This is a genomic window from Terrisporobacter glycolicus ATCC 14880 = DSM 1288 (genome assembly GCF_036812735.1).
Lineage (GTDB): Bacteria > Bacillota > Clostridia > Peptostreptococcales > Peptostreptococcaceae > Terrisporobacter > Terrisporobacter glycolicus.
In genome coordinates, this window is sequence record NZ_CP117523.1 from 994,074 (window position 1) to 1,018,570 (window position 24,497).

The window sequence follows — 24,497 nt, forward strand, 5'->3', positions numbered from 1 at the left end:
ATATTTGATTTGAGTAATAGATTGTAAAATAATCAAGTATATAAAACAATGCAATAAAAATGATATATAATTATATTAAATCTAAAAAAGATAATAAAGAGGTTATTATGAGGAAAAAGATATATATTTCAGGAGTTTTAATATTAATTTTAACAATTAAATTAGTTAATTACATAGTAGAAGATCAATATGGTGTCAGTTTAATGGAATATTCCACAATATCTAAACCATTGACTGAGGAAGAAAAACAGTGGCTTAAAGATCACGGAGATATAATTTATGGCGCTGATAAAAATGCTCCACCCCTTAGATATGTAGATACTGATAATCAATATAAGGGGATTTTTATTGACTATTTAAATTCATTGTCTATAGAAAGTGGCTTGCAAATTGAGGTTAGACCTTTAGTTTGGGATAAGGCATTATCAGAATTAAAAAATGAAAAAACAGATATATGTGACATGTTTCCAAGTGTAGAAAGATCGAAAGACTACTTATTTAGTAACCCCATTTACAAATTAAGAGGAGTAATTGTAGCTAATGATAATAATGAAGAGATAAAAAATCTATCGGATTTAAACAATAAAACAATAGCAGTACAGCTTGGTGACTACACCAATGAATTTTTAGAAGAAAATGTGAAAGGTGCAAAGTATGTTTATGTAGCAGATATTAAAGAAGCTTTAAAAGTACTAAACCGTGGTGAAGCTGATGCCGTAGTTGGTGATGAACCGGTTTGCAGTTATTTTATACAAAAGAATGATTATGAAGGAAAATTAAAAATAGTAGAAAAAGAAATATATGAAAATGATGTTGTTTTAGCAGTTCCTAAAAGTCATGGAACATTAGTTAATATTATAAATAAGGGTATTTATTCTCTAAATAAAAATAATATAATGGAAAAAATGCAACAGAAATGGTTTGGGATTTCTGCTACTATGACATATACAGGAGAAAAAGAAACTCATTCATTTAAAATTATATTAAGCGTACTTTTTATTTTTATATTATTAACATACTTATTTTATTTGATAAATAGATCCTTGAAAAATGCTGTTGCAGATAGAACAAAGGAACTTAATCGAAGTAAAAACGAGTTACAGGCAGCTTTTGATGTTTTCAATAGAATTATTGTTATTGTAGATGGAAGGGGAAAAATTTTGAATTGCAATAAATCTTTTTATAATTACTGCAATTTTACTAAAGAAGAAGCTTCTAGTAAAAAAGTATATGAAATAGATGAAATGTTTAAATATATTTGGCAAACTCTCGATGTTAAAAATATGAAAGAAGCACCCTTTGAATTTAATTATAATAATAGAATTTATAGAATTCATGTAAGAAATATAAAAGATATAGAACAGTTAGATAAAAAAAGTGAAGAAAATAAAACATATGATATGTTGATTACTATAAACGATATTACAAATACCAAGGCCACAGAAAAACAATTATTGCAATCAGAAAAAATGGCTGCCATTGGTCAACTAGCTGCAGGTGTTGCCCATGAAATAAGAAATCCTTTAGGTATTATTAGAAATTACTGTTATCTTCTTCAAGGAAAAAATGCTAGACAAAATGAAGAAATTTACCAAAAGAGCATAGATAATATTGAATTATCAGTTGAGAGGGCCAGTGGAATTATAGATAATCTTCTTAACTTTTCTGCTATATCGGGAGATGAATACAAAAAAATAAATATAAGGGAGTTTTTACTTTTTATTTTACAATTAGAGAAAAAATCTATGAAAGAAATGAACATAGAATCAATTTTATCTTGTGAAAATATATGTATTTATACTAATGAGGAAAGTTTAAAACATATTTTTATAAACTTAATTACTAATGCTGTTGACTCCATGCCAAATGGAGGGATTATAAAAATTATTTGCGTTGATAAAGGTCCTATTATACAAATTGACATTACTGATAGTGGTGTTGGTATTGAAAAACATAATTTAGATAATATATTTAATCCATTTTTCACAACTAAAAACCCAGGAAAGGGAACTGGTTTAGGCCTTTTCATAGTTTATAATGAAGTTCAAAAACTAGGTGGAAGTATTGAAATAACTAGTAGTGAAATAAATATAGGGACAACATTTAGGATTGAAATACCTACAAAGGGGGGGTTGATTTAGATGGACAATTTTAAAATACTTGTAGTGGATGATGAAATACAATATCAAGAAGTTATAAATATGATTTTACAAAATGAAGGATATAAAACAAAAGTGGCTAGTTGTGGCGAAGAAGCTTTGGAAATATTAAAAAAAGAAGAATTTCACTTAGTTTTAACAGATTTAAAAATGAATGGTATGGATGGAATCCATTTGCTAGAAGAAATAAAAAATAACTATATGAACACTTATGTCATGTTAATAACTGGTTTTGGTACAATAAAAAATGCTGTTGAAGCAATGAAAAAAGGAGCTTTTGGGTATTTTATAAAGGGAAATAATCCAGGGGAACTTTTAAGAGAAATTGAAAAAGTTAAGAAAGAATGTGAAAGTTCAGAAAAAGTTGAAAAAATAAATAACAAGTTTTTGTTAGATACTAAAAATTATAATTTTAGAAAAATAATAGAAATTGCTAAAAAAGCAGCTTCTGCTGATGTAAATGTTTTAATAACAGGAGAATCAGGAACAGGGAAAGAAGTAATGGCCAGATTTATTTATGAAAATAGTAAAAGAAAGAATGAAAAATTTGTACCAGTTAACTGTCAGGCATTTTCAAGTGGCTTATTAGAGTCTGAGTTATTTGGTCATGAAAAAGGATCTTTTACAGGTGCAGTTAATAAAAGAATCGGTCGTTTTGAAGAAGCTCACGGTGGAACATTATTTTTAGATGAAGTAGGAGAAATTGATTTAAATACTCAAGTCAAATTACTTAGAGTTTTGGAAAATAGAACTATAGAAAAAATCGGAAGTAATAAACCTATAGATGTGGATTTTAGATTAATTTGTGCTACCAACAAGGACTTTTATGAAGCAATAGAAAATAAAGAATTTAGAGAAGACTTATTTTATAGAATAAATACAATATCTATTCATTTACCATCATTAAAAGAAAGAAAAGAAGATTTACCCATGTTAATTGATTTTTTTCTAAAAAAATCTTCTGCCAAATATAATAAAAAAATTGAAAAGGTGGAAGATGATGTAATGAATCATTTGTTAAGTTATGAATACAAAGGGAATATAAGGGAGTTAAAAAATATTTTAGACAGGCTTGTGGTTTTATCAGAAAATGGAATCATTCGAAAGGAATTTGTTTCAGCAAATGTCCAACCTAGCGTAGAACCAGATTGTGGAAACTTCATAAAACTAAAAGATATTAAACCTTTAAAAGAAATTAAACAAGAAGCTGAAGCCAATTATATAAAAAAAGTGTTAGAAAGGTTTAATGGCAATATTACAAAAAGTGCAGAGTACTTAGAGATTAGTAGAAGGCAACTTTTTAATAAAATTGTGGAGTACAATGTGAAAGAAAATTTATAGTGTGAAAAAAATTACATATATTAGTAGGAAAAATATTTCCAGGTGGAAAAAAGTTGCACATTTATTTAATAAATTATGTGACTTGCTGGAAGTATTTTTCTTTTTTTATTGTAAAAAAATAAAAAAATGTTATAAAATACCTTTATTTTAAGAATAAATAATTATTTTGTGGAAATTTGAAAACTTGGCATAACAATTGCTTATATAAAAAGGCAGATATAATAATCAATTATAAAATGGAGGGCTTTATATTATGGAAGAAAAAAAGACGCTTAGGTTTCATGGTGGAGGATGGATGTCCTTTTTACCTTTTGGAGTATTTATATTAATAGCAATCTATATATCAGTTCTTAATGCGCCGGACATAAGAGGGATGTGGATTGGTGCATTACTAGGAATTATGGCAACTTATTTTTTCGCAACAGATAAACAGACTTATTGTGACACAGTTATAGAAGGTATGGCAGATCCAATAGCAGTAACACCTATAGCATGTTGGATATTTGCAGGTGTTTTTGCATCAGTTCTTAGAGCATCGGGTTTAGTTGAAGGAATTATCTGGCTTGCATATAATGTTGGAGCTAGTGGAAGAGTTTTCGTGGCAATTACATTTATAGCAAGTGCATTATTTGCAACAGCAGCAGGAACAGGATTCGGAACAATAGTTGCAGGTATGTCAGTATTATATCCAGCAGGTGTTTTACTTGGAGCAAACCCAGTTGTTATGGCAGGAGCTATAGTTGGTGGAGGAGCCTTTGGTGACAACTTGGCACCATTATCTGATACTACTATATGCTCCGCAGCAACTCAGGGTGCTGATGTTGGTGGAGTTGTAAAATCAAGATTAAAGTATTCATTAGTAGCTGGAGCAGCAACTTTAGTAGCAATTATGTTATTTGGTGGTGGAGGAGCGGCTCAAGACATTCCTTATGATTTAGTTTCTCAATATATGAATCCAAAAGGATTATTAATGTTAATACCAGCAGCAATAACAATTACTTTAGCAATTAAAGGTCATCACATAATAGCAGCAACAACTATAGGAACAATAGCAGCAGCAATATTTGGATGTGGACTTGGAATGATAAGCCCATCAGACTTGCTATTTATAAAAGGAGATACAGTTCAAGGTTTATTAGTAGATGGAATAGGTGGAATGGTTGATATATGTATCTTAGCACTTTTAGTTTTAGCTTGTGTAAGAATTATGCAAAAAGGTGGAGGAGACAAAGCTTTAATAGGTATAACAGAAAAATTCGTACATACTGCTCGTGGAGTGGAAATGAGTATAGGTGGTCTAGCGCTTGCAATGTCAGGAATAATGGGATTAAATGCACCACCAATCCTTGCAATAGGAACATCTTTTGCTAAACCTTTAGGAGAAAAATATAAAATATCTCCATATAGAAGAGCAAACTTACTAGATGCAACAGCTTGTACATTAGTTTACTCTCTACCTTGGACACCAGCTTTATTACTTACTAAAAATTTATCAGCTCAAGCTAGTGAACAATTTGGTAGTATGGTACCTGCATTAACAACAACTCAAATGTCTCCATGGATAATTTATTGTTGGGCACTTCTTGCAGTAATGTTATTTGCCATGATAAGTGGTTGGGGAAGAATGTATGTAAACAGTAAAGGTGAAGAAGTAAAAACTTTTGCTGAAGCAGAGGCTTAAACAAATTTAAATGATAACTGAACTCTAGGTCTACCTTAGCTAGTCATAGATCTAGAGTTTATGAAATATAAGAAACCTAAATTAAGAAAGGAGCTAAATTAAAAATGATTATAGCAAAAAAGGGTGATTGGGTAGAAATAGAAGAAGTACTTTTGAAGCCAGAAGAAAGAGCACCTCAAGTGCCAGATGATACAAAAGAAGTACCTTTAGTTCAATGGATAAGAGGATTAATGATAACAGACGAAGCAACTATAGGTGATCAAATTGAGATAGAGACAATAATAGGAAGAAGTGTTAAAGGACAATTATGTGCAATAAATCCAAGACACGTACATGACTTTGGTGATCCAGTAAAAGAATTAATTCAAGTTGGAATGGAACTTAGGAAAGAAATTGAAGAACTAAATAACAAATAAGAAAAGAGTAAAGAAATATTTAATTTATCATGAAAGAGAAGGGGATGTAGATATGAAGGATATGTCTTACTTAGCCGTAATGGGCAGAAAAAATGACATAATGAAGGAAGCAGTAGGACTTGATTATAGTGTTTTTGAACATGGAAAGATAGCTTTTGATTATGAAAAAATGATGTCATCAGTTGGTTATTCAATAGAAGATATAGTAAAAATACAAAAAGAAGCAAAAGTTGGTGGAACTCCTTTAGTGGAACTTAAAAATATAACTGCTTTAGTTAGGAAATATTCAAAAGAAGGTAAGGGGGCTAGAATATTTGTAAAAGACGAAGCAGCAAATGCATCAGGATCATTTAAAGCTAGAAGAGCAGCTATATCTGTTTATCATGCTAAAAAAATGGGATACAAAGGTGTAATAGCAGCAACTAGTGGAAACTACGGTGCAGCAGTAGCATCACAAGCAGCTCAAATGGGGCTTAAATGTATAATAGTTCAAGAAGTATTTGATTCAAAAAAAATAGGTCAGCCAGAAATACTTGAAAAAACTAGAAAATGTGAAGCATTAGGTGCAGAAGTTATACAATTAACAGTTGGACCAGAGCTATTCTACACATTCTTAAAATTATTAGAAGAAACAGGATATTTCAATGCTTCTTTATATACTCCATTTGGAATAGCTGGTGTAGAAAGTTTAGGATATGAGCTAGCTAATCAAATGATGGAAATGGAAGGTAAATACCCAGATGTAGTAGTAGCAACTCACGCTGGTGGAGGAAACTTAACAGGAACTAAGAGAGGTTTAAATTTAGCTTGTGCAAAAGATACTAAGATAATAGGTGCATCAGTTGACTTAAGCGGACTTCATATGGCATCTGATCATGCTTTTAACAGAAAATCTTTCACAACAGGTCATACAGGATTTGGTGTTCCATTTGCAACTTGGCCAGATAGATCTGATGTACCAAGAAACGCAGCTAGAGTTTTAAGATATATGGACAGATATGTAACAGTTACACAAGGAGAAGTATTCTACGTAACAGAAGCATTAGCTCAAGTGGAAGGAATAGAAAGAGGACCAGCAGGAAATACTTCTCTTGCAGCAGCCATATCTATAGCAAAAGAAATGGATGAAGACCAAATAATAGTAGTACAAGAAACAGAATACACAGGAGCAGGAAAACATCCAATGCCACAGCTTACTTTTGCTAAACAAAATGGAATAGAAATAAGAAGAGGAAATCCAACAGAAAATGTTCCTGGCAAAAATATAGTGATACCTTGGAATATGGGAGATATCCAATCTAATGATTTAGACTTAGATAGATTAAAAAATAACTTTATAAAAAATGCAGTTGCTAATAACAAGCTGGAAGAAATAGATGAAGAAGATATATTATATTTAATAGAAGAAGTAAATAAAGATAGAGATTTTGTTGTAAAGCGTTTGGAAGAACTAGGCGTAAAAATTACAAACAAAGTGACTGTTTAAGCCTCAAAACCTAATTAATTATAGATTTTTTCTTAAACCTAAAATTAAACTAATAAAACCCCTCAATAAATGTATTTTATGAGGGGTTTTTATTAGTTATTTTTATAATACAAATAATTCTTATCCATATTCTGCTAAAGATGATTTTAATAATGCCGTAATTACTAATAGAATAGATTTTGTTTAATCTATAATATTTAAGAATAAATTATATGAGGGAGAAAAAATGAAAAATTTAAAGAAAATAATTAGTTTATTTTTATGTGTTCTATTGATTTTCAATTTGACTTCAATAGGGAATTTAAATATTTTTGCAGAAAATTTAAAATCTGTATATAAGACAAATCCAAAAGTTATTTCTATTGGTACATCACAGGATAAAGTTCAAGTTATAAAAGAGTCAGATGGGAAAATAGTAAATCCTCTGTATCAAGATGCGAATGTAAAAGGTTATTCGCCAAAATCTTCCTATAAACTTTATTCAAATAAGGTTTTTTCAACAAAAAAAGAAGCTGCAAATTATTTGAAGGAAGAGATGGTAAAAAGAAGTGGCACTATTGAATTTACAATAAAGCAGAAAAATTATAATACTTTATACGAAGATTTATTTGCAATGGCAGTACAAGATGATGAGAATGCTAATTCTAGTGAAGGAGATTATCTTTTTAGAAACTGGATTTCTTGCGATATCAATTGCCAAATTAGGTCTAATGAAACAAAGTTTACCTTTGAAGTGAAATATTATTCAACATATAAACAAGAGCAACGTGTTGATTATGAGGTGAAAAAAGTTTTAGATGAGCTAAATGTTTACAATAAAGATGAATATACAAAAACTAAAGCTGTTCATGACTTTATTACTAAAAATATAGTATACGATTATTCTTTGAAAAAATTCTCTGCGTATGATGCTATTGTTTCAAAAAATGTTGTATGTAATGGATATGCAGCTCTAACTTACAAAATGATGAAGGATTTAGGTGTAAAAGTAAGATGTATTACAGGAAAATCAAATGGTGGTAATCATGCATGGAATATAGGGAAAATAGGTACAAAATGGTACAACATAGATAATACCTGGGATGCGGCTAATGGTGACAATAATTATGTTAAATATACATATTTCCTGAGAAATAATGCTGAGTTTCCTGACCATAAAAGAGATGAAGAATTTAATACGGATGAATTTAATGTATCATATCCTATATCAAAGACATCTTATAGTAACGTTGATTACAACAAGCAAAAATTTTCTTTAAATGAGGTACAAAAAACAATAGGAGTGGGAAAATCTTTTAAATTAAAAGGTATACAACTATCTCATGGTGATGCAATTAAATCTTTTACTAGCAGCAATAAAAATGTAGCAAAAGTAGATTCAAAAGGAAATGTAACAGGAGTAAATTTGGGTTATGCAACAATTACTGTTAAGACTAAAAAAGGTGAAAGTGCCACTTGTAATGTGAAAGTAAAATATGATTTAAGTGGTTGTAAAATAACTCAAATAGGTAATGGGAAAAAAATTATATCTTGTTCAAGTAGTTCAAAACCCAGTATTGTAGCTAGATACAATAATAAAACACTAGAAGAAGGTAAGGACTATTCTTTAGATTATGGAGAAAATAATCTAAGCGGCAAAGGAACTATAACCCTTGTAGGCACAGGTAATTATACTGGGAAAAAGACTGTTACATTTAAAATTTATCCTAATAAAGTTTCTGGAGTAAAAGTCTTAAGTAGCACTACTAGCTCTTTGAACATTAGATGGGACAAAGAAGGTGGCGTAACAGGATATAAAATCTATAGATCAACATCAAAAGATGGGAAGTACACTGAAGTAGCTAAAGTTTCTAATAAATCTTCAAATACTTACACAGATAGGGGACTAGTAAGTGGAAAAACATATTACTATAAAATAAGAGCCTACAAAACTGTAGATAAAGAAAATCTTTATGGAGCTTATTCTAGTGTTTCCTCTGAAAAAACAAAATATCCATCCCAAGTTAAAAAATTAAAACAGAATTCTTCTTATAAAACTTCAGTAAAGTTGTCTTGGAATAAGGCAAGTTATGCTAACGGATATAGCGTGTACAGAGCAACTAGTAAAAATGGAAAATACAAAAGAGTGGCTGAACTTAATGGTAGTACAAATACAAAATTTACAGACAAAAAAGTATCACCAGGAAAAACATATTATTATAAAGTAAAAGCTTATATAAAAGTTGGAAAAAATAGAGATTACGGAGCATATTCTGCAATATTAAAAACTAGTACAAGATGTAATACACCAGTTATTACATCTTGTACTAGTTCTAGTGTGAAAAATGATTCTAATAAAAATGGAAAAGTAAAAATTAGCTGGAAAAAAGTCAATGGTGCATATGGATATGCAATATATAGATCAGAAAGTAAAAAAGGAACTTATAAAAGAATAAAAACTATTAAAAGTGACTCTACTTTAAGGGCTTATGATGAAGGGTTAAAAACAAGAAAAACATATTATTACAAGATTAATGCATATAGAAAAGTCGATATAGGAAACGTATACAGTTATTATAGCAGTGTAAAGTCTGTAAAAGTTAAGTAGAAAATTTTGACAAACGGATTTTCCTGAAATTTTATAGCAATCGCGCGGTGGCTTAAATCGGTAGCTGAGTGATTTTTTTTATATATATTTATATAATCATATTGTTATAATTTTGTGACAACAAATGATATAATAAACTTGGACAAGGAGGAGGGAAGATATGACGGGATTATATACAGATTTAATGATAGGATTACTTGCCATCGCTTTAGGTTATGCAACATTAAGATACAATCTGGGTCGATACATAATTTTTGTTAATGAGAAAAAATATGATAATAAAAAAGTAGCTAAAGTAGCTGGAACTCATATTATGGCATATGGATTTATTAGTATTATTTTATTAGTTGCTAGATACTTTACTATGGGGAATAAGGTAGGAGATGCCTTAAACAAAGCAAGTATAGCAGTACTATTTATAATAGGTGCAATTATGTATTACAATATACGAAAATCTTGCAAAATTGAGAAAAAAGAAGAACCAGAGATAAAAGGTATAAATAAAAAGAAGAAAAAAAAGAAAAAGAAGAAAAGAAAATAAGAAAATAAGTGTTTTGAATTTTATAAAAGAGGCTATCTTAAAAAGGTAGTCTCTTTTTATATAAAAATAGTCTATAATATAATTTGTGAAAGGAGATGATAATAGTGAAAAAGAGTATTTTCGCAGTATTAATTGTGATTTGGATGTTATTTATTTTTTTAATGTCATCACAAAATGCAGAAGTATCGTCAAATACAAGTGGAAGCACTATAAAAGTTGTTTTATCAATAGTACCAAAATTTAATGAGCAACCAAAGGAAGTTCAAGTGAATATTGTAGAAAGTCTTCAATTTATAGGTAGAAAAAGTGCTCATTTTATTGGATATATGATTCTGGGGATTTTATCAATGTTGTTGTTTTTACAAATTAAACATATAAATAAAAAGCCTCAATTTGCACTTTTACTATGTGCCATTTATGCTATCTCTGATGAAATTCACCAACTATTTGTACCAGGAAGAGCAGGACAAGTAAGAGATGTGTTAATAGACTCATCAGGCAGTTTAGTAGGAATTGCAATAGTTTTGATATTTATAAAATTGTTAGAAATGAAGAGAAGTAGGAAAAAGAGAATAAAATCCGTGTAAAAATTGCAAAATAAAAGGTAACCATAAATAATAGTCAAATTATGAGAAGAAGGAGACAACTTTATGGATAAAACCTTTATAACTATAAAAGATAGAAGTAATTTAGTTGAGTTTATGAAATATACAATTGTAGGGTGTATTAATACGGCAGACTATTATTTGTCATATTTGATTTTTATGGATATATTCAAATTTTCATACAGAATTTCATTTGTTATGGGCTATATGGTTAGTATTGTAGGATCATATTTTTTTAATACTTATTTTACATACAAACAAAAGCCTAATCTGAAAAAGTTTTTACTTTTTCCTTTGACTTATGTGCCTAATTTTATTATTCAGTATTTTGGCATTATTTTATTGGTGGATAAAATCAATATGAATAGTAAGTTGGCCCCTGTGATTACAACACTAGTTGCTACTCCCATTACTTTTTTTGTGATGAAATACGTAATAAAAAAATAAATCAAAAGCACCGACCCTTGAGGTGGGTGTTTTGTTGTACCATGGAGGTGATTTTATGGATAGCAGAATTGTAAAGTTAAAAACATTAGAGTTAGAAAATTTTAAAAATGTAAAGTATGGGAAAATTGACTTTAAAGAAGATAAGGAATCAGGAGATATTTCTAATATATTAGGAATATATGGCCAAAATGGATCAGGAAAAACATCTGTTATAAATGCTCTATATCTTTTTAGAATGGTTATTTCAGGTAAACCATTGAATCCTAATTTTTGTAACTTCATTTCTTGTGATGCCAAATCTGCAGGAATTAGCTTAGAATTTAGACTTATTGATAAGACGCAAATATACAGGGTAATCTATAAATTTGAACTAAGAAAAACTTATAAAAGTGGGGCTTTTTCACCGTATTTAGGTATAGAATATGATAAAATACTAGAGCTAAATAAAAGTGAGGGTTCTAGTATAGAGGATGACAAAGATATAACAGTAGAAATTTTTAGAGAGAAGTTGACTTATTCAAAATTGGAGGAAAATCAGTGGAGAAAGAGTACAACAATTGTGGATTATAATATGGATGATAATGACTATACTTTTAGGCCTATAAAAAGTTATAAAGAGGTTGCAAACTCTACTGATAAGAAGGTGAGACTTGGCATTGCAAAGGGCCTTTCCCAGGAAAATTCGACATCCTTTATTTTTAGTCAAAAGACATTTTCTCTTTTGATAACTTCTTTTGCAAAAACTAACCCAGAAAACAGCAAGATTATGGCTATATTAAGGAACTTTGCAATATTCAACCTTTTTGTTATACAAAATGATGAGCTTGGTGCCATAACAAGTAACAAAATGATTCCTATTAGTTTTATGTTAGAAAACAAAAAGGCAAATAAGCGAGGAAGTATTGGACTAAACTTATTTGAGGTTTCTATTATTGATATGGATAAATTTGAAACAGTTAATAAAATTTTGGAACAAATAAATGTGGTACTAAATACTTTAGTTCCTAAATTAAAAATAGAAATAAAAAATTATGGTAAGGAAACTTTGAAAAATTCAAAAGAAGCGTTTAAGGTGGAACTTTTATCAGTGAAAAATGGAAGAAAAATTCCTTTAAAATATGAGTCAGAAGGAATTAAAAAAATTGTTTCCATATTAAGCGTATTAATAGGAATGTATAATAATGAAAATATTTTGGTGGCAATAGACGAGTTAGATGCTGGTATTTTTGAATATTTATTAGGTGAAATCCTTGAAATTTTAAGCAAAAGTGCCAAAGGTCAACTTATTTTCACATCACATAACTTAAGAGCCCTGGAGAAGTTAAACAAGGACTTAGTAGTATTTACAACAACAAATGAACACAACAGATATATAAGTTTAAACAATACAAAAACAGGTAATAATCTTCGAGATTTTTACTACAGAGGTATTATGCTTGGAGGACAGAAAGAAGATTTGTACGATGAGACTAATAAATATGAGATAAACTATGCTTTTAGAAAGGCATGGATGATTGGAAATAATGATAAAGACTAAAAAGATAATCCTTTTTATAGTAGAAGGAATCACCGATGAAATGTCTCTAAGTTTAATTCTTTCAAAATTAGTACAAGAATGTAGTGTGCAGTTTCATATAATAAATCAAGATATTACAGCAGACTTTAATTCAAACTGCCAAAATATTATTAAGAAAATTGATAGTCAAGTAAAGAAATTTTTATCACAGAACAATGGTTTGAAAAAAACAGATATACAAGAAATAATTCATTTAGTAGATACAGATGGAGCTTTTATAAAGGAAAATTTTGTTGTAGAAGATATGAAACAGGAGAAAACTTTTTACACTCATAATTCTATTGTTACAAATAAAAGGGATTTAATAGTAGAAAGAAATGAGAGAAAGAGCAATATATTAAACAAACTTTATCAAACTAGCAATATTGGACGGATTGGATACAAAGTTTACTTTTTTTCTTGTAATTTAGAACATGTACTTCATAATTGTCAAAACACACCATGCAATAAAAAGCGTGTATATTCTTATGACTTTGTGGACAAATACGTTGGGGAAGAAAAGAAGTTTGTGGATTTTTTAAGTTGTAATGATTTTACGGCCAAAGGTGATTATAAAGAAACATGGCAATTTATAAAAAATGATTGTAACTCATTAAATAGATATTGTAATTTTCATCTTTATTTTAAAATGAATTGAAGTAGTTGTTTAAAATGTAAGGGAATGAAAAATGGACAACCTTGGGGAGGTTGTCCTTTAATATTAAATAATATGTAAACTTAAGAATGGACTATATCATATAGTTATCATTCGAGCCTAAAATAATTATAGTTCAAAGGCATTTGAAATGTAACTATATTCATATTATTTCTTAAAAAAAATAACCTTTTCAGCTATGAAGTTACAATTAAGACCTACCTGCAACGAATTTGGCCATTTGTTACAGGTAGATTTTTATTTTATTTGTTCTTTAGAGTAATAACATTTATTTCAGGAGGATTGAGAACCCTTTTGAGTATGGAGTCTCCAAGTCCGGTACTAACATTCATATAGGAGTTATTTATTTTGTAAATACCCTTATCATATTTAGGGAAAAAAGTTCTGTCAGGGCTAAAAAGTCCGCCTACTAGAGGTATTCTAATTATGCCACCATGAACATGACCTGAAAGTACTAAATCAAATCCCATATTAACAAAAGTATCAAAGTATTTAGGGTCATGGCATAGCATTATATTGAATTTTGTTTTGTCCAAGTTGATAGATTGATAGTATTCATCTTTCTCCATAGAATCAAAATACACACCGTAAATATTTATGAAGTCATTATAGTTTTGCAAAGAGGTATTTTCTACAAATGTTACTCCTAGGGATTCGAGTTTATTTCTATATCTATTATATGAGTTGTTTTTGCTACGATTTCGACATCTATAGTCATCACCATTGTAGATTATATCTTTTCCTTCTTCGTGATTTCCAGAAACATAAACTATTTTATAGTGCGTAGCTAACTTAGAAAGCAGTTGATAAGGAACAAGCTCTTCTTCATTCATGTCTATGGAAATATCTGATACAGTGAACATGTCTCCTGTAACTAGAATTAAATCGGGATTAATTTCTTTGATTGATTTTATTAACTTTTCATTGTTCGTACCAAATTTTTTGCTGTGTAAATCTGAAAGTTGAAGTATTTTATAGTATTCAAGTGATTTTGGCAGCTTTTTGTATATTAAAGTTTCTTCTTTTATAACAAAGCTTTTATTCATTTTATTATTTAGACCTATTATTGTAAAAATACATAATAATATAAGGATAACGACCCAAAGGATCTTATGTTTTTTCTTTATATTTTTCAATAGTATACTCCTTTCATAATATTCATCTCTAAATTTGATTGCTTTAAAATATATGCATTCAGGTAAATATTCTTGTCATATGATTATTATATTATACTTGAAAAAATTCTAGAAGATAAAAAAATTTAATCAAAAATAAGATTATTTTATCAAATAGAATGTTAAAAAAAAATTGTTTATGCCGTAATATAAAAATATAGTATAAACAAATGAGAGAAAAATGAAAGAATATATAAATTAAAATTAAAATAAAATATAAATTATAATCTGTGTGCAAAGTAAAATGTATTTGTTGAAACTTTATTATCAAAATTTGGAAGAAGGCATATGGATATAAATAATAATAAGACTTCTAGTAGAATGAAAATGTTGAGTTTCTATGTCTATAAAATTCGCAAATGTTAAAAATACGACAATTGTCGACAATGACAAAAATCATTTTATGTATATAAAATGATTCATAAAATTGTAATACATGGAAATATATGTTAGACTTTTCGGTGGAGAAAAAAGGCGAAAATATATATAAATTAAAAATAAAATATATTTTGATATAAATTAAAGTTTATTTTAAATTTGTGTAATTAAATTAAGGTCTACTAAAGTTTTGGTTATTTTTTTATAAATAAATATGGAATTCATTTAAATATATATTTTAAAGTAAAGGTTGGCCGAATATAAAAACACGAATGTAAATATAAAAACATATTTTAAAATAAGTTATATTGGAGGAATTATGGAAGAAACAATTGATTTAAGGGAGTATTTCTTTATACTAAAGAAAAAAATGTGGATAATAGTACTTTCTGCAGTAATTTGTGGAGTAATAAGTGGATTAGCTAGTTTTTATGTATTAGCTCCTGTCTATGAAGCAAACACTACTCTAATAGTTAACAAAGAGATGGAAAATGAAACTACGCAGATGACAACAAGTGACGATTTAAACTTTGTACAAAAGTTAGCATTGACTTATGGGGAGATAATCAAATCTAGATCAGTTATCACATCAGCTATAAATAAGTTGAATTTAGACATGACTTATGAAGAACTTTCAAAAGAAGTTTCAGTTACTAATATTGAAAATACACAAATTATAAAAATATCTGTAAAAAATAAAAATCCAAAAGTGGCGGCAACAATTTGTAACACTATCCCAGAAATATTCTCTACAGAGGTACAAAGAATAGTAAAGGCAAGTGGAACAGAGGTGATAGATAAAGCAGCAGTACCAGAAAAACCAATAAAACCAAATAAAATAATTAATATACTTATAGCAACTGTGTTAGGAGGAATGGTTAGCGTATTTGTTGTTTTCTTGAGAGAATCGTTAAACACAAAAATAAAAGAACCAAAAGACATAGAAGATAAATTGGGATTACCAGTTTTTGGTATAATTCCTAAGTTTTAATAGGAGGTTATAAATATGGGAAAAATTTCGGATTTAGATCCAAAATCACCTTTAGCAGAGGCATATAGAACGGTTAGAACTAATATAAGTTTTGCTGATATAGACAATAACTTAATAACTATTATGTTTACAAGTACAAAGCAAAATGAAGGAAAAAGCACAACGATATGTCATGTAGCTCATGCATTTTCTAGGTTGGAAAATACGAAGGTATTAGTTGTAGACTTAGATTTAAGAAATCCAAGTGTTCATAAGATGTTTGGTATAGGAAACACTTATGGTGTTATGGATTATTTGAAAAATACAAGAGATTTGGAAAAATGTATTAACAAAGTAGAAGAAAATATCCATGTATTAACACCAGGTGCTATACCACCTAATCCAACGGAAATTTTATCTTCAAAAAAAATGCAAAATTTTATAAAAGATATTGAAAGTAAATATGATTATGTATTTATAGATGCACCTCCAGTAGGAATTGTATCAGATGGAATGATAATATCTAAATACACAGATGGAGTTATGTTTGTTGTAGGAGCAAATGAGACTGATATAAATTATACTAAAGAAGTTATTGATAATATGAGAAAGTCTGATATCAATATAATAGGTTCAATTTTAAATAAGTATGATATGGAAAATAATGCATATGGGTATTATGGATATTACTATCAACAAGATGATGGAAGAAGCGGTAGGGGAGCTAATAAAAAGAAAAAGAGAAAATTATTTAATAAAAAGAAAAAAATGGGATCAGTTAGATAGGCAAATTAAATAAAGAAATGCGAGGGGATGTAAAATGGATGTAAGAACAACTAATCCTCAAGGACAAAATACTATAAAAAGATTATTAGATACATATATAATAAGACAAAGCATTTTAGTAGGTGCAGATTTATGTTTTATACTGATATCATTCTTATTATCAATGATGCTTACAGGAAGTAAAGGAAGTTATGACATAAGCAATATTATTATTCCAGTGGGAATCTATATGATTTTACATATTACGGTATTTACTTTAGCAGGATGCTATAGTAGCTTGTGGAGATATGCTGGCGTAGAGGAAGCGATATCTATAGTAGCAGCAAGCTTAACATATATTATACCGTGTGCTTTACTTCATAGAATAGCAGGATATAATTATACTCTTTTATTTTATACAGTAAATACAATATTTATAATAGCATCTACTGGAGGATTTAGACTAGTTTACCGTACAGGAAGAAAGCTTGGGAAAATGAATTGTGGTAAATGTGATGTTTCAAATGTGCTTTTAGTTGGTGCAGGAACAGCGGGCCATGTGGTAATAAATGAAATAAAAGATAATCCTCAAATGAAAAAAAAGGTGATTGGAATATTAGATGATGATAAAAATAAAGTGGGAAGAAAAATCCACAATATTAAAATATTAGGAACTACAGATGATGTATCAAAGATAGTAGATGAAAAACATGTAGATGAAATTATAATAACCATGGCAAATATAACTAAAGAAGATAAAAAAAGAGTTATAGAAAAATGTCAGAAAACAAAATGTAAATTAAAAACACTACCAGGGATATATGAAATTATAGATGGTAAAGTAGATATAAAAAAAATTAGAGACGTGGATATAGAAGATTTATTAGGAAGAGAGCCAATTATAACAAATCTTAAAAAAATCAGCAATTATGTGGAAAATAAAGTAGTATTAGTAACAGGTGGAGGAGGATCTATAGGAAGTGAGTTATGTAGACAATTAGCTACTTTCAATCCAAAACACTTGATAATACTGGACAACTACGAAAATAATGCTTATTCAATACAACAAGAACTTACAAGGAAATATGGAAACAAATTGAATCTAAGCACTATTATAGCATCCATAAGAGAAGAAGTAAGAATGGAAGAAATATTTAAAACCTATAAACCAGAAGTAGTATTTCATGCTGCTGCTCATAAACACGTTCCACTTATGGAAAATAGCCCAAGTGAGGCTATTAAAAATAACATATTCGGAACATACAAGGTGGCAAATTTGGCAAACAAATATGACGTTAAAAGATTTGTACTTATATCTACAGATAAGGCAGTTAATCCAACAAATATAATGGGAGCAACTAAGAGAGCAGCGGAGATGATAATACAAACTCTTAATGAAAAAAGTAAAACTGAGTATGTGGCTGTACGTTTTGGAAATGTACTAGGAAGTAATGGTAGTGTAATACCTTTATTTAAAAAGCAAATTGCAGAAGGTGGGCCAGTGACTATTACTCATCCAGATATTATAAGATATTTTATGACCATTCCGGAGGCTGTGGGGCTTGTTATTCAAGCTGGTTCTATGGCTAAGGGAGGAGAGATATTCATATTAGATATGGGTGATCCTGTGAAAATAGTTGACTTAGCAAATAACTTAATAAGACTTAGTGGATTTGAACCTGATGTGGATATTAAAATTGAGTACACAGGACTTAGACCAGGTGAGAAGTTATATGAAGAGCTTCTTATGAGTGAAGAGGGGTTAACTAATACGGATAATAAAAAGATTTTTATTGGCAAGCCTGTGGATTTTGATTTGGACAAGGTAAAAATGTATTTGGATATGTTAAAGAGGATTGTTGACAATGAAGAGGTTGAATTGATAGATGATGCGATGAGAGAATTTGTAACTACTTATATTAGACCGGAAGATGTTAATGAGAAAAAAGTAATATAGAAGAAAATGAAAAAGAACTAAGTTTCTTTTAATTATGAAGTTAAAAAGAGGAGAGATAATACAAATGGAGAATATAAATAGCATTTTAACTAAAAGAAATATTCCTTTTAGTCCGCCTGATATCACAGATGTGGAAATCAATGAAGTAGTGGATGCATTAAAATCTGGATGGATAACCACTGGACCAAAAACAAAAAAATTGGAGAAAATGATTGCAGAACGTTGTCATACATCTAATGCAGTCTGCTTGAATTCTAATACTGCATGTGCGGAAATGACATTTCACATCTTAGGAATAAAGCCTGGTGATGAAGTTATTGTTCCAGCTTATACATACACCGCTTCAGCTTCCGTTATTGACCATGTGGGTGCTAAAATCGTAATGATTGATTGTGAGCCAGGAAAGTTCACAATGGATTACGAAAAATTGGAAAATGCTATTACAGAGAAAACAAAAGTGATTATTCCTGTAGATATATTTGGTGTGCCATGCGATTATGATAGAATATATAAAATTGTAGAAAGAAAAAAAGACCTGTTTACTCCTACCGATAATGAAATCCAGAAAGCAATTAATAGAGTAATTATAATGGCAGATGGTGCACATTCTTTTGGGGCTTATTATAAAGGAGAGCCAGTTGGATCATCTGCAGATTTTACAAACTTTAGCTTTCATGCTGTAAAAAACATGACAACAGCAGAGGGCGGTGCAGTTGTTTGGAGAGATATTCCAGGTATTAATAATGAAGAATTGTATCATAAATATATGCTTCTTAGTCTGCATGGACAAAACAAAGATGCGCTTGCTAAGACAAAATTAGGGGCGTGGGAATATGATATAGTTGCACCTTTGTATAAATGTAATATGACGGATGTTCATGCTGCGATTGGCTTAGGACAAATTAGAAGATATGACGCTATACTTGAGCGTAAAAAAGTAATGGTGGAAAAGATGGATGAAGCATTTAAGGAACTTACTTTAAAGTCAGTTGCTCATTATACAGATGAGTTCCAAAGCTCAGGTCATTTATATATACTTCGCTTATTTGATCAGAAAGGAAATGCAGTTACTTCAGAAGTTAGAAATGATTTTATTGAAAAAATGGTAGAATTAGGTGTTGCAACGAATGTCCATTATAAACCACTACCAATGCATACTGCATACAAAAATCGTGGCTTCGATATAAAAGATTATCCAAATGCGTATGAGCAGTTCAAAAATGAAGTTACTTTACCACTTCATACCTGTCTGAGTGATGAAGATGTTGATTATATCATTGAGATGGTGAAGAGAGTTTCAGGAGAACTATTATGCTAAGACACTGGGATGAGCTTCCAAAGTATATGCAGACGGAAGAAGTTCGATTTTATTATGATATTTTAAAAAATAAGAAAGTAAATATTTTTTTGAAACGTGTTTTTGATATTATGGTTTCTATAATAATGTTGGTCATGTTATCACCTTTGATGATTGGCTTATCTATTGCTATTGTAATAGATTCAGAGGGAGGAGTTTTTTTTAGGCAGGAACGTATCACACAATATGGGAAAAAATTTTATATACATAAATTCAGAACAATGGTTGCAAATGCAGAAAGTCTTGGTTCTCAGGTTACAGTTGCCAATGATATGAGGGTTACTAAGATTGGAGCAAAGATTCGTAAATATCGTCTTGATGAATTGCCACAACTGATTGATATATTGCAGGGAAATATGAGTTTTGTAGGAACAAGACCTGAAGTTACTAAGTATGTTGAGAAGTATACGCCTGAGATGATGGCTACTTTGTTACTACCAGCTGGTGTAACATCAGAGGCAAGTGTTCAGTATAAGGATGAAGAATTATTGTTGCAAAATTCTAATAATGCTGATGAAGTGTATGTAAATGAAGTACTTCCAGAAAAGATGAGATATAACTTAAGAAGCTTAGAGAAATTTAATTTTTTAAGTGAATTAGGGACTATGATAAAAACAGTATTAGCGGTATTAGGATAACACCATATTAATATATATTGAATAGAAGAAAGAAAGAAGAAAGAGGGATATTATGAAAGAATTAGTATCGATTATAACTCCTACCTATAATTGTGCAGAATATATCGCAGAAACAATTGAATCTGTTCAGAATCAAACCTACCAAAATTGGGAAATGATTATCGTAGATGATTGCTCTATAGATAATACAAAAGATGTGGTTCAGCCATATATAGAGGCTGATTCACGAATTAGTTATCATGAATTGAAGCAAAATTCTGGTGCTGCTGTAGCTAGAACAACATCTATGAAAATGGCAAAAGGTGACTACATGGCATTCCTGGATAGTGATGATTTATGGTATCCTGAAAAGCTAGAAAAACAAATTGCGTATATGAAAAAAAATAATTATGCATTTACTTGTACGAAGTATGAACAAATTGACGAAAATAGTGAGTTGCTAGGGAAAATAATTAAAGTGATTCCAAAAACTAATTATAATCGATTGCTTTTAGATTGTCCAGTCGGGAACTCTACAGTAATGTATGATGTTATTAAGATGGGAAAATTTAAGGTTCCAGACATTAAAAAAAGAAATGATGATGCGCTATGGCTTAGAATGTTAAAAAAGGAAAAATACATCTATGGTATGGATGAAGTTCTAATGAAGTATAGGGTTCGCGAGAATTCTATTTCTAGCAATAAGATGCAATTGATAAAGTATCATTGGCATCTTTATCGAGAAATAGAACATTTGGGTGTATTACGTTCAACGTTTCATATTGTGTATTGGTGCATTATAAAAGTGTTGAAGATAAAATAGATGTGGTGATATAAAGAAGGTGAATGTTATGATAAAAAAGAACATGATTTCTTTTTTAGTTCCTACACTAGGAAAAAGAGAAAAAGAACTGATGAGACTATTTGATAGTTTGGAAAAGCAAAAACAATATAATTTTGAAGTTGTTGTTGTTGTACAAGATAATTATGAAAATATATCTAAGTTATGTAAAAAATATAAAAAATTTTTTTTTATTAACGTTATAAATGATGATAAAAAAGGTCTTTCAAAAGGCAGAAACAAAGGCAAATCTATATGTAAAGGAGATATAGTTGTTCTTTCTGATGATGATTGTTGGTATCCAGAAGATGCATCTATTATTATAGCAGAAGAATTTGCTAAAAATGATATAGATGTCTTGTTAACACAGATTTACGATAAGATAAATGATGTTTCATATAAGAAATATTCGACAAAAGAAACAGTAATAAAGTCTCAATTTGACTTATTGTCCAGATCATCAATAGAAATAGCTTTTAAGAATCGATTTAATGATTTAAAATTTGATGAATTGTTTGGGTTAGGTTCAAAATATGTATGTTGTGAAGAAGTTGACTTTTTATTGCGTTTATATAGATGTAATGCTAGTATAAAATATTTACCAAGAGTTACAGTGTTTCACGAAAAGAAGTTAAAAGGAAGTAATGATAATGCAATAACAGCAAAAGGTGCTTTATATGCAAAACATTTTAATTTGCTAATAGCACTTATGGTATGTATGAGAGATGTTATAAAAAAAGGAGAAAATAATTTCAGATTATTTTTTGGAGGGTATAATGAATATAGTAAAAGAGTACGTAAAACTTCAATTAGCAGATAGGAATTGGAATTGTAAACTTAAAAAAATGAATGCATGTAATAAAGCAAAGGCAATATTGATTGGAACACCAAGTCACGGAAATTTAGGAGATCATGCAATAGCAGAAGAAGAAAAAAATTTTTTAAATGTATATTTTCCTGAATATGAATTATTTGAAATATTAATGCCTATGTACCATGTGTGTAAGCGCAAAATAAAAGAAACTGTACGACCAGGAGATATTATTTTTATATCAGGTGGCGGATGGATGGGTAATTTGTGGATACATAATGAAAATGTTATACGAGATGTAATTAGTTCATATCCAGATAATCAAGTAGTTATTTTTCCTCAAACTATTTTTTATTCGGATGATGAGAATGGTAAAATGGAATGTGAAAAAACAGCGAAGATAATAAGTGGTCATTCTAATTTATTTTTGTTTTTAAGGGACGAAAAATCTTATTCATATGCAAAACAACATTTTTTAAGAAACTCTAGTATTAGTATTTCTTTGTATCCTGATATAGTATTATATGGTTCATTAACATTGGAAAATATTAATCAAATTGAACAAAAAGATATTGTAAATGTATGTTTAAGAAAAGATTGTGAATCAATTTTAAACTCACATGATAATGTAATAAATACGATTAAAAAGTATTACAGAGTAAGGGAAATCTCTACAGTTGTACCTAGAAAAATTTCGTTGAAAAATAGAACTAGGGAAATTATGTTATGTTGGAAAGAATTTGCGGAAGCAAGATTAACGGTAACAGATAGATTACATGGAATGTTGTTTTCTGTACTTAATGGGACACCTTGTATTGCATTAGATAATAAAACAGGAAAAGTATTTGGAGTATTTTCATGGATACGAGAACAAAATATGGTTTTTTGTGTGTCTTCTGTTGAAGAGATAGACTCAATAATAAAACATGAAATAGATGAAAACAAAAAAACATATGATAGAAAAAAATTGGGACATGAATTTGAAAATATGTCAAAGGAAATTAGAAAGGGAATAACATATTATGAAAATAAAAAGATTATTGGTAATTAATGTTCCAATTAAGAATTGTAATCTGAGTTGTGAATATTGTTATATTTCGGCACTTAATGAAAGTAAAAAGGGTTGTGCAAAATTTAATTATTCTCCAGAATATGTTGGGAAGTGTTTGTCTGAAGAAAGACTTGGAGGAACCTGTATTGTTAATCTCACGGGTGGAGGAGAAACATTAATTCCAAAAGAAATGCCCCAATATATTTATCAGATATTGAAACAGGGGCATTATTTAGAAGTCGTAACGAATGGAACGCTTACAAATAGATTTGATGAAATAGCACAGTTTCCTAAAGAACTGTTAGAGCGGCTAGAATTTAAGTTTTCATTTCATTACTTGGAATTAAAGGAAAGAGGATGGTTCGATAAATTTTTTGAAAATGTAAAGAAGATGCGAGACAGCGGTTGTTCATTTACTATAGAACTTATGCCATATGATAAACTAATTCCAGAAATCACAAATATAATTGGTTTGTGCCAAAGAGAATTAGGTGCAACATGTCAGATAACTGTTGGTAGAAATGATTTAAAAAAAGATAAAGATTTATTAACTACCTTGACGAGAGAGGAATATGAAAAAACATGGTCAGTTTTTAACTCCGATATGTTTAATTTTAAACTTGATATTTTTAAGAAAAAAGTGACAGATTTCTGTTATGCGGGACTGTGTAGTTTATATGTTGATTTAGGAACTGGCTCTGCGAAGCCATGTTATGGGCAATTGAGTAATCAAAATATTTTTGAAAATATTCATAAAAAGATAATATTTGAACCAGTTGGAAAGCACTGTAGACAACCATATTGTTATAATGGACATGCATTTCTATCGCTAGGTGTTGTTCCAAATTTTAAAGCACCAACATATTCTGACATAAGGAACAGAACTTGTCAGGATGGAACAGAATGGTTGAAACCTAGTGTAAAAGAAGCTTTTTCTCAAAAACTTATTGATGAAAACGATGAATGGACAAATATGAAAAAAGTATGCTATGAATTAGCATATCCAATAAAATTTTTAAAAACAGCAATTTATGACTGGAAAGAAATATATGAAAAAGTTCTGAAAAGAAGATAGGATAAG

Annotated in this window: 21 protein-coding genes; 20 read left to right on the plus strand and 1 reads right to left on the minus strand. The window is 29.4% G+C overall.

Annotated elements, in window-relative coordinates; genetic code table 11:
* Nucleotides 1-107 precede the first annotated feature (107 nt).
* The 11 genes from TEGL_RS04940 to TEGL_RS04990 all read left to right on the plus strand — a co-directional run bounded on the left by TEGL_RS04940 (nt 108) and on the right by TEGL_RS04990 (nt 13,476).
* Nucleotides 108-2,141, plus strand: a complete 2,034-nt coding sequence (locus TEGL_RS04940; protein ID WP_018589077.1) for a transporter substrate-binding domain-containing protein — start codon at nt 108-110, stop codon at nt 2,139-2,141.
* Nucleotides 2,142-3,500, plus strand: a complete 1,359-nt coding sequence (locus tag TEGL_RS04945; protein WP_018589078.1) for a sigma-54-dependent transcriptional regulator — start codon at nt 2,142-2,144, stop codon at nt 3,498-3,500.
* A 253-nt stretch (nt 3,501-3,753) separates the two neighbouring features.
* Nucleotides 3,754-5,181: a Na+/H+ antiporter NhaC family protein gene (locus TEGL_RS04950; RefSeq protein WP_018589079.1), complete on the plus strand. Its 1,428-nt coding sequence runs from the start codon at nt 3,754-3,756 to the stop codon at nt 5,179-5,181.
* Between the two features lie 104 nt (nt 5,182-5,285).
* Nucleotides 5,286-5,597, plus strand: coding sequence for a 2-amino-4-oxopentanoate thiolase subunit OrtA (gene ortA / locus TEGL_RS04955; protein ID WP_018589080.1), 312 nt, complete (start codon nt 5,286-5,288; stop codon nt 5,595-5,597).
* A 52-nt stretch (nt 5,598-5,649) separates the two neighbouring features.
* Entirely contained in the window at nt 5,650-7,083 is a 1,434-nt protein-coding gene (ortB, locus tag TEGL_RS04960) for a 2-amino-4-oxopentanoate thiolase subunit OrtB (RefSeq protein WP_018589081.1), read from the plus strand.
* 226 nt (nt 7,084-7,309) lie between these two features.
* Nucleotides 7,310-9,670, plus strand: coding sequence for a fibronectin type III domain-containing protein (locus tag TEGL_RS04965; RefSeq protein ID WP_018589082.1), 2,361 nt, complete (start codon nt 7,310-7,312; stop codon nt 9,668-9,670).
* 160 nt (nt 9,671-9,830) lie between these two features.
* Nucleotides 9,831-10,211: a hypothetical protein gene (locus tag TEGL_RS04970; protein WP_018589083.1), complete on the plus strand. Its 381-nt coding sequence runs from the start codon at nt 9,831-9,833 to the stop codon at nt 10,209-10,211.
* A 104-nt stretch (nt 10,212-10,315) separates the two neighbouring features.
* Nucleotides 10,316-10,798, plus strand: coding sequence for a VanZ family protein (locus TEGL_RS04975; RefSeq protein ID WP_018589084.1), 483 nt, complete (start codon nt 10,316-10,318; stop codon nt 10,796-10,798).
* Nucleotides 10,799-10,861: 63 nt separating this feature from the next.
* Nucleotides 10,862-11,263, plus strand: a complete 402-nt coding sequence (locus TEGL_RS04980; RefSeq protein ID WP_018589085.1) for a GtrA family protein — start codon at nt 10,862-10,864, stop codon at nt 11,261-11,263.
* 55 nt (nt 11,264-11,318) lie between these two features.
* The gene (locus TEGL_RS04985) at nt 11,319-12,800 is read left to right on the plus strand and encodes an AAA family ATPase (RefSeq protein ID WP_018589086.1); all 1,482 of its coding nucleotides are present in this window, start codon (nt 11,319-11,321) and stop codon (nt 12,798-12,800) included.
* On the plus strand, nt 12,787-13,476 hold the full coding sequence (locus tag TEGL_RS04990; RefSeq protein WP_018589087.1) for a hypothetical protein: 690 nt from the start codon (nt 12,787-12,789) through the stop codon (nt 13,474-13,476). The genes TEGL_RS04985 and TEGL_RS04990 overlap by 14 nt, the downstream gene beginning before the upstream one ends.
* A 260-nt stretch (nt 13,477-13,736) precedes the next feature.
* Here the strand turns inward: TEGL_RS04990 and TEGL_RS04995 are convergent, their stop codons facing one another.
* Nucleotides 13,737-14,630, minus strand: a complete 894-nt coding sequence (locus tag TEGL_RS04995; protein ID WP_018589088.1) for a metallophosphoesterase — start codon at nt 14,628-14,630, stop codon at nt 13,737-13,739.
* Between the two features lie 736 nt (nt 14,631-15,366).
* Here TEGL_RS04995 and TEGL_RS05000 point away from each other — a divergent pair.
* From TEGL_RS05000 to TEGL_RS05040, 9 genes are read left to right on the plus strand one after another with little or no spacing between them, the layout of a single operon-like run.
* The gene (locus TEGL_RS05000) at nt 15,367-16,038 is read left to right on the plus strand and encodes a YveK family protein (RefSeq protein WP_018589089.1); all 672 of its coding nucleotides are present in this window, start codon (nt 15,367-15,369) and stop codon (nt 16,036-16,038) included.
* Nucleotides 16,039-16,053: 15 nt separating this feature from the next.
* Nucleotides 16,054-16,803 (plus strand): CpsD/CapB family tyrosine-protein kinase, encoded by a 750-nt coding sequence (locus TEGL_RS05005; RefSeq protein ID WP_018589090.1) that lies wholly within the window; start codon nt 16,054-16,056, stop codon nt 16,801-16,803.
* Between the two features lie 34 nt (nt 16,804-16,837).
* Entirely contained in the window at nt 16,838-18,739 is a 1,902-nt protein-coding gene (locus TEGL_RS05010) for a polysaccharide biosynthesis protein (protein ID WP_018589091.1), read from the plus strand.
* Between the two features lie 34 nt (nt 18,740-18,773).
* Nucleotides 18,774-20,057 carry a DegT/DnrJ/EryC1/StrS aminotransferase family protein gene (locus TEGL_RS05015; RefSeq protein ID WP_330360079.1) on the plus strand — a complete coding sequence of 428 codons (1,284 nt, stop codon included), beginning with the start codon at nt 18,774-18,776 and terminating at the stop codon, nt 20,055-20,057.
* Nucleotides 20,051-20,734, plus strand: coding sequence for a sugar transferase (locus tag TEGL_RS05020; protein WP_018589093.1), 684 nt, complete (start codon nt 20,051-20,053; stop codon nt 20,732-20,734). The genes TEGL_RS05015 and TEGL_RS05020 overlap by 7 nt, the downstream gene beginning before the upstream one ends.
* 52 nt (nt 20,735-20,786) lie before the next feature.
* Nucleotides 20,787-21,536 carry a glycosyltransferase family 2 protein gene (locus tag TEGL_RS05025; RefSeq protein WP_018589094.1) on the plus strand — a complete coding sequence of 250 codons (750 nt, stop codon included), beginning with the start codon at nt 20,787-20,789 and terminating at the stop codon, nt 21,534-21,536.
* Between the two features lie 28 nt (nt 21,537-21,564).
* A complete protein-coding gene (locus tag TEGL_RS05030; protein WP_018589095.1) occupies nt 21,565-22,374 on the plus strand; it encodes a glycosyltransferase family 2 protein in 810 nt (269 codons plus the stop codon).
* Nucleotides 22,331-23,416: a polysaccharide pyruvyl transferase family protein gene (locus TEGL_RS05035; RefSeq protein WP_018589096.1), complete on the plus strand. Its 1,086-nt coding sequence runs from the start codon at nt 22,331-22,333 to the stop codon at nt 23,414-23,416. Before TEGL_RS05030 ends, TEGL_RS05035 begins: the two co-directional genes overlap by 44 nt.
* Nucleotides 23,388-24,491, plus strand: coding sequence for a radical SAM protein (locus TEGL_RS05040; protein ID WP_018589097.1), 1,104 nt, complete (start codon nt 23,388-23,390; stop codon nt 24,489-24,491). Before TEGL_RS05035 ends, TEGL_RS05040 begins: the two co-directional genes overlap by 29 nt.
* The last annotated feature ends 6 nt before the right edge of the window (nt 24,492-24,497 follow it).

Excerpts from the sequence above, each read along its gene's own strand:
- TEGL_RS04940 (WP_018589077.1), top strand. The coding sequence starts at position 108 with ATGAGGAAAAAGATATATATTTCAGGAGTTTTAATATTAATTTTAACA.
- TEGL_RS05015 (WP_330360079.1), top strand. The coding sequence starts at position 18,774 with ATGAAGTTAAAAAGAGGAGAGATAATACAAATGGAGAATATAAATAGC.
- TEGL_RS05005 (WP_018589090.1), top strand. The coding sequence starts at position 16,054 with ATGGGAAAAATTTCGGATTTAGATCCAAAATCACCTTTAGCAGAGGCA.
- TEGL_RS04990 (WP_018589087.1), top strand. The coding sequence starts at position 12,787 with ATGATAAAGACTAAAAAGATAATCCTTTTTATAGTAGAAGGAATCACC.
- TEGL_RS05020 (WP_018589093.1), top strand. The coding sequence starts at position 20,051 with ATGCTAAGACACTGGGATGAGCTTCCAAAGTATATGCAGACGGAAGAA.
- TEGL_RS05025 (WP_018589094.1), top strand. The coding sequence starts at position 20,787 with ATGAAAGAATTAGTATCGATTATAACTCCTACCTATAATTGTGCAGAA.
- TEGL_RS04980 (WP_018589085.1), top strand. The coding sequence starts at position 10,862 with ATGGATAAAACCTTTATAACTATAAAAGATAGAAGTAATTTAGTTGAG.
- TEGL_RS04950 (WP_018589079.1), top strand. The coding sequence starts at position 3,754 with ATGGAAGAAAAAAAGACGCTTAGGTTTCATGGTGGAGGATGGATGTCC.
- ortA (WP_018589080.1), top strand. The coding sequence starts at position 5,286 with ATGATTATAGCAAAAAAGGGTGATTGGGTAGAAATAGAAGAAGTACTT.
- TEGL_RS05040 (WP_018589097.1), top strand. The coding sequence starts at position 23,388 with ATGAAAATAAAAAGATTATTGGTAATTAATGTTCCAATTAAGAATTGT.
- TEGL_RS04945 (WP_018589078.1), top strand. The coding sequence starts at position 2,142 with ATGGACAATTTTAAAATACTTGTAGTGGATGATGAAATACAATATCAA.
- TEGL_RS04965 (WP_018589082.1), top strand. The coding sequence starts at position 7,310 with ATGAAAAATTTAAAGAAAATAATTAGTTTATTTTTATGTGTTCTATTG.
- TEGL_RS04970 (WP_018589083.1), top strand. The coding sequence starts at position 9,831 with ATGACGGGATTATATACAGATTTAATGATAGGATTACTTGCCATCGCT.
- ortB (WP_018589081.1), top strand. The coding sequence starts at position 5,650 with ATGAAGGATATGTCTTACTTAGCCGTAATGGGCAGAAAAAATGACATA.
- TEGL_RS05030 (WP_018589095.1), top strand. The coding sequence starts at position 21,565 with ATGATAAAAAAGAACATGATTTCTTTTTTAGTTCCTACACTAGGAAAA.
- TEGL_RS05010 (WP_018589091.1), top strand. The coding sequence starts at position 16,838 with ATGGATGTAAGAACAACTAATCCTCAAGGACAAAATACTATAAAAAGA.
- TEGL_RS05035 (WP_018589096.1), top strand. The coding sequence starts at position 22,331 with ATGAATATAGTAAAAGAGTACGTAAAACTTCAATTAGCAGATAGGAAT.
- TEGL_RS05000 (WP_018589089.1), top strand. The coding sequence starts at position 15,367 with ATGGAAGAAACAATTGATTTAAGGGAGTATTTCTTTATACTAAAGAAA.
- TEGL_RS04985 (WP_018589086.1), top strand. The coding sequence starts at position 11,319 with ATGGATAGCAGAATTGTAAAGTTAAAAACATTAGAGTTAGAAAATTTT.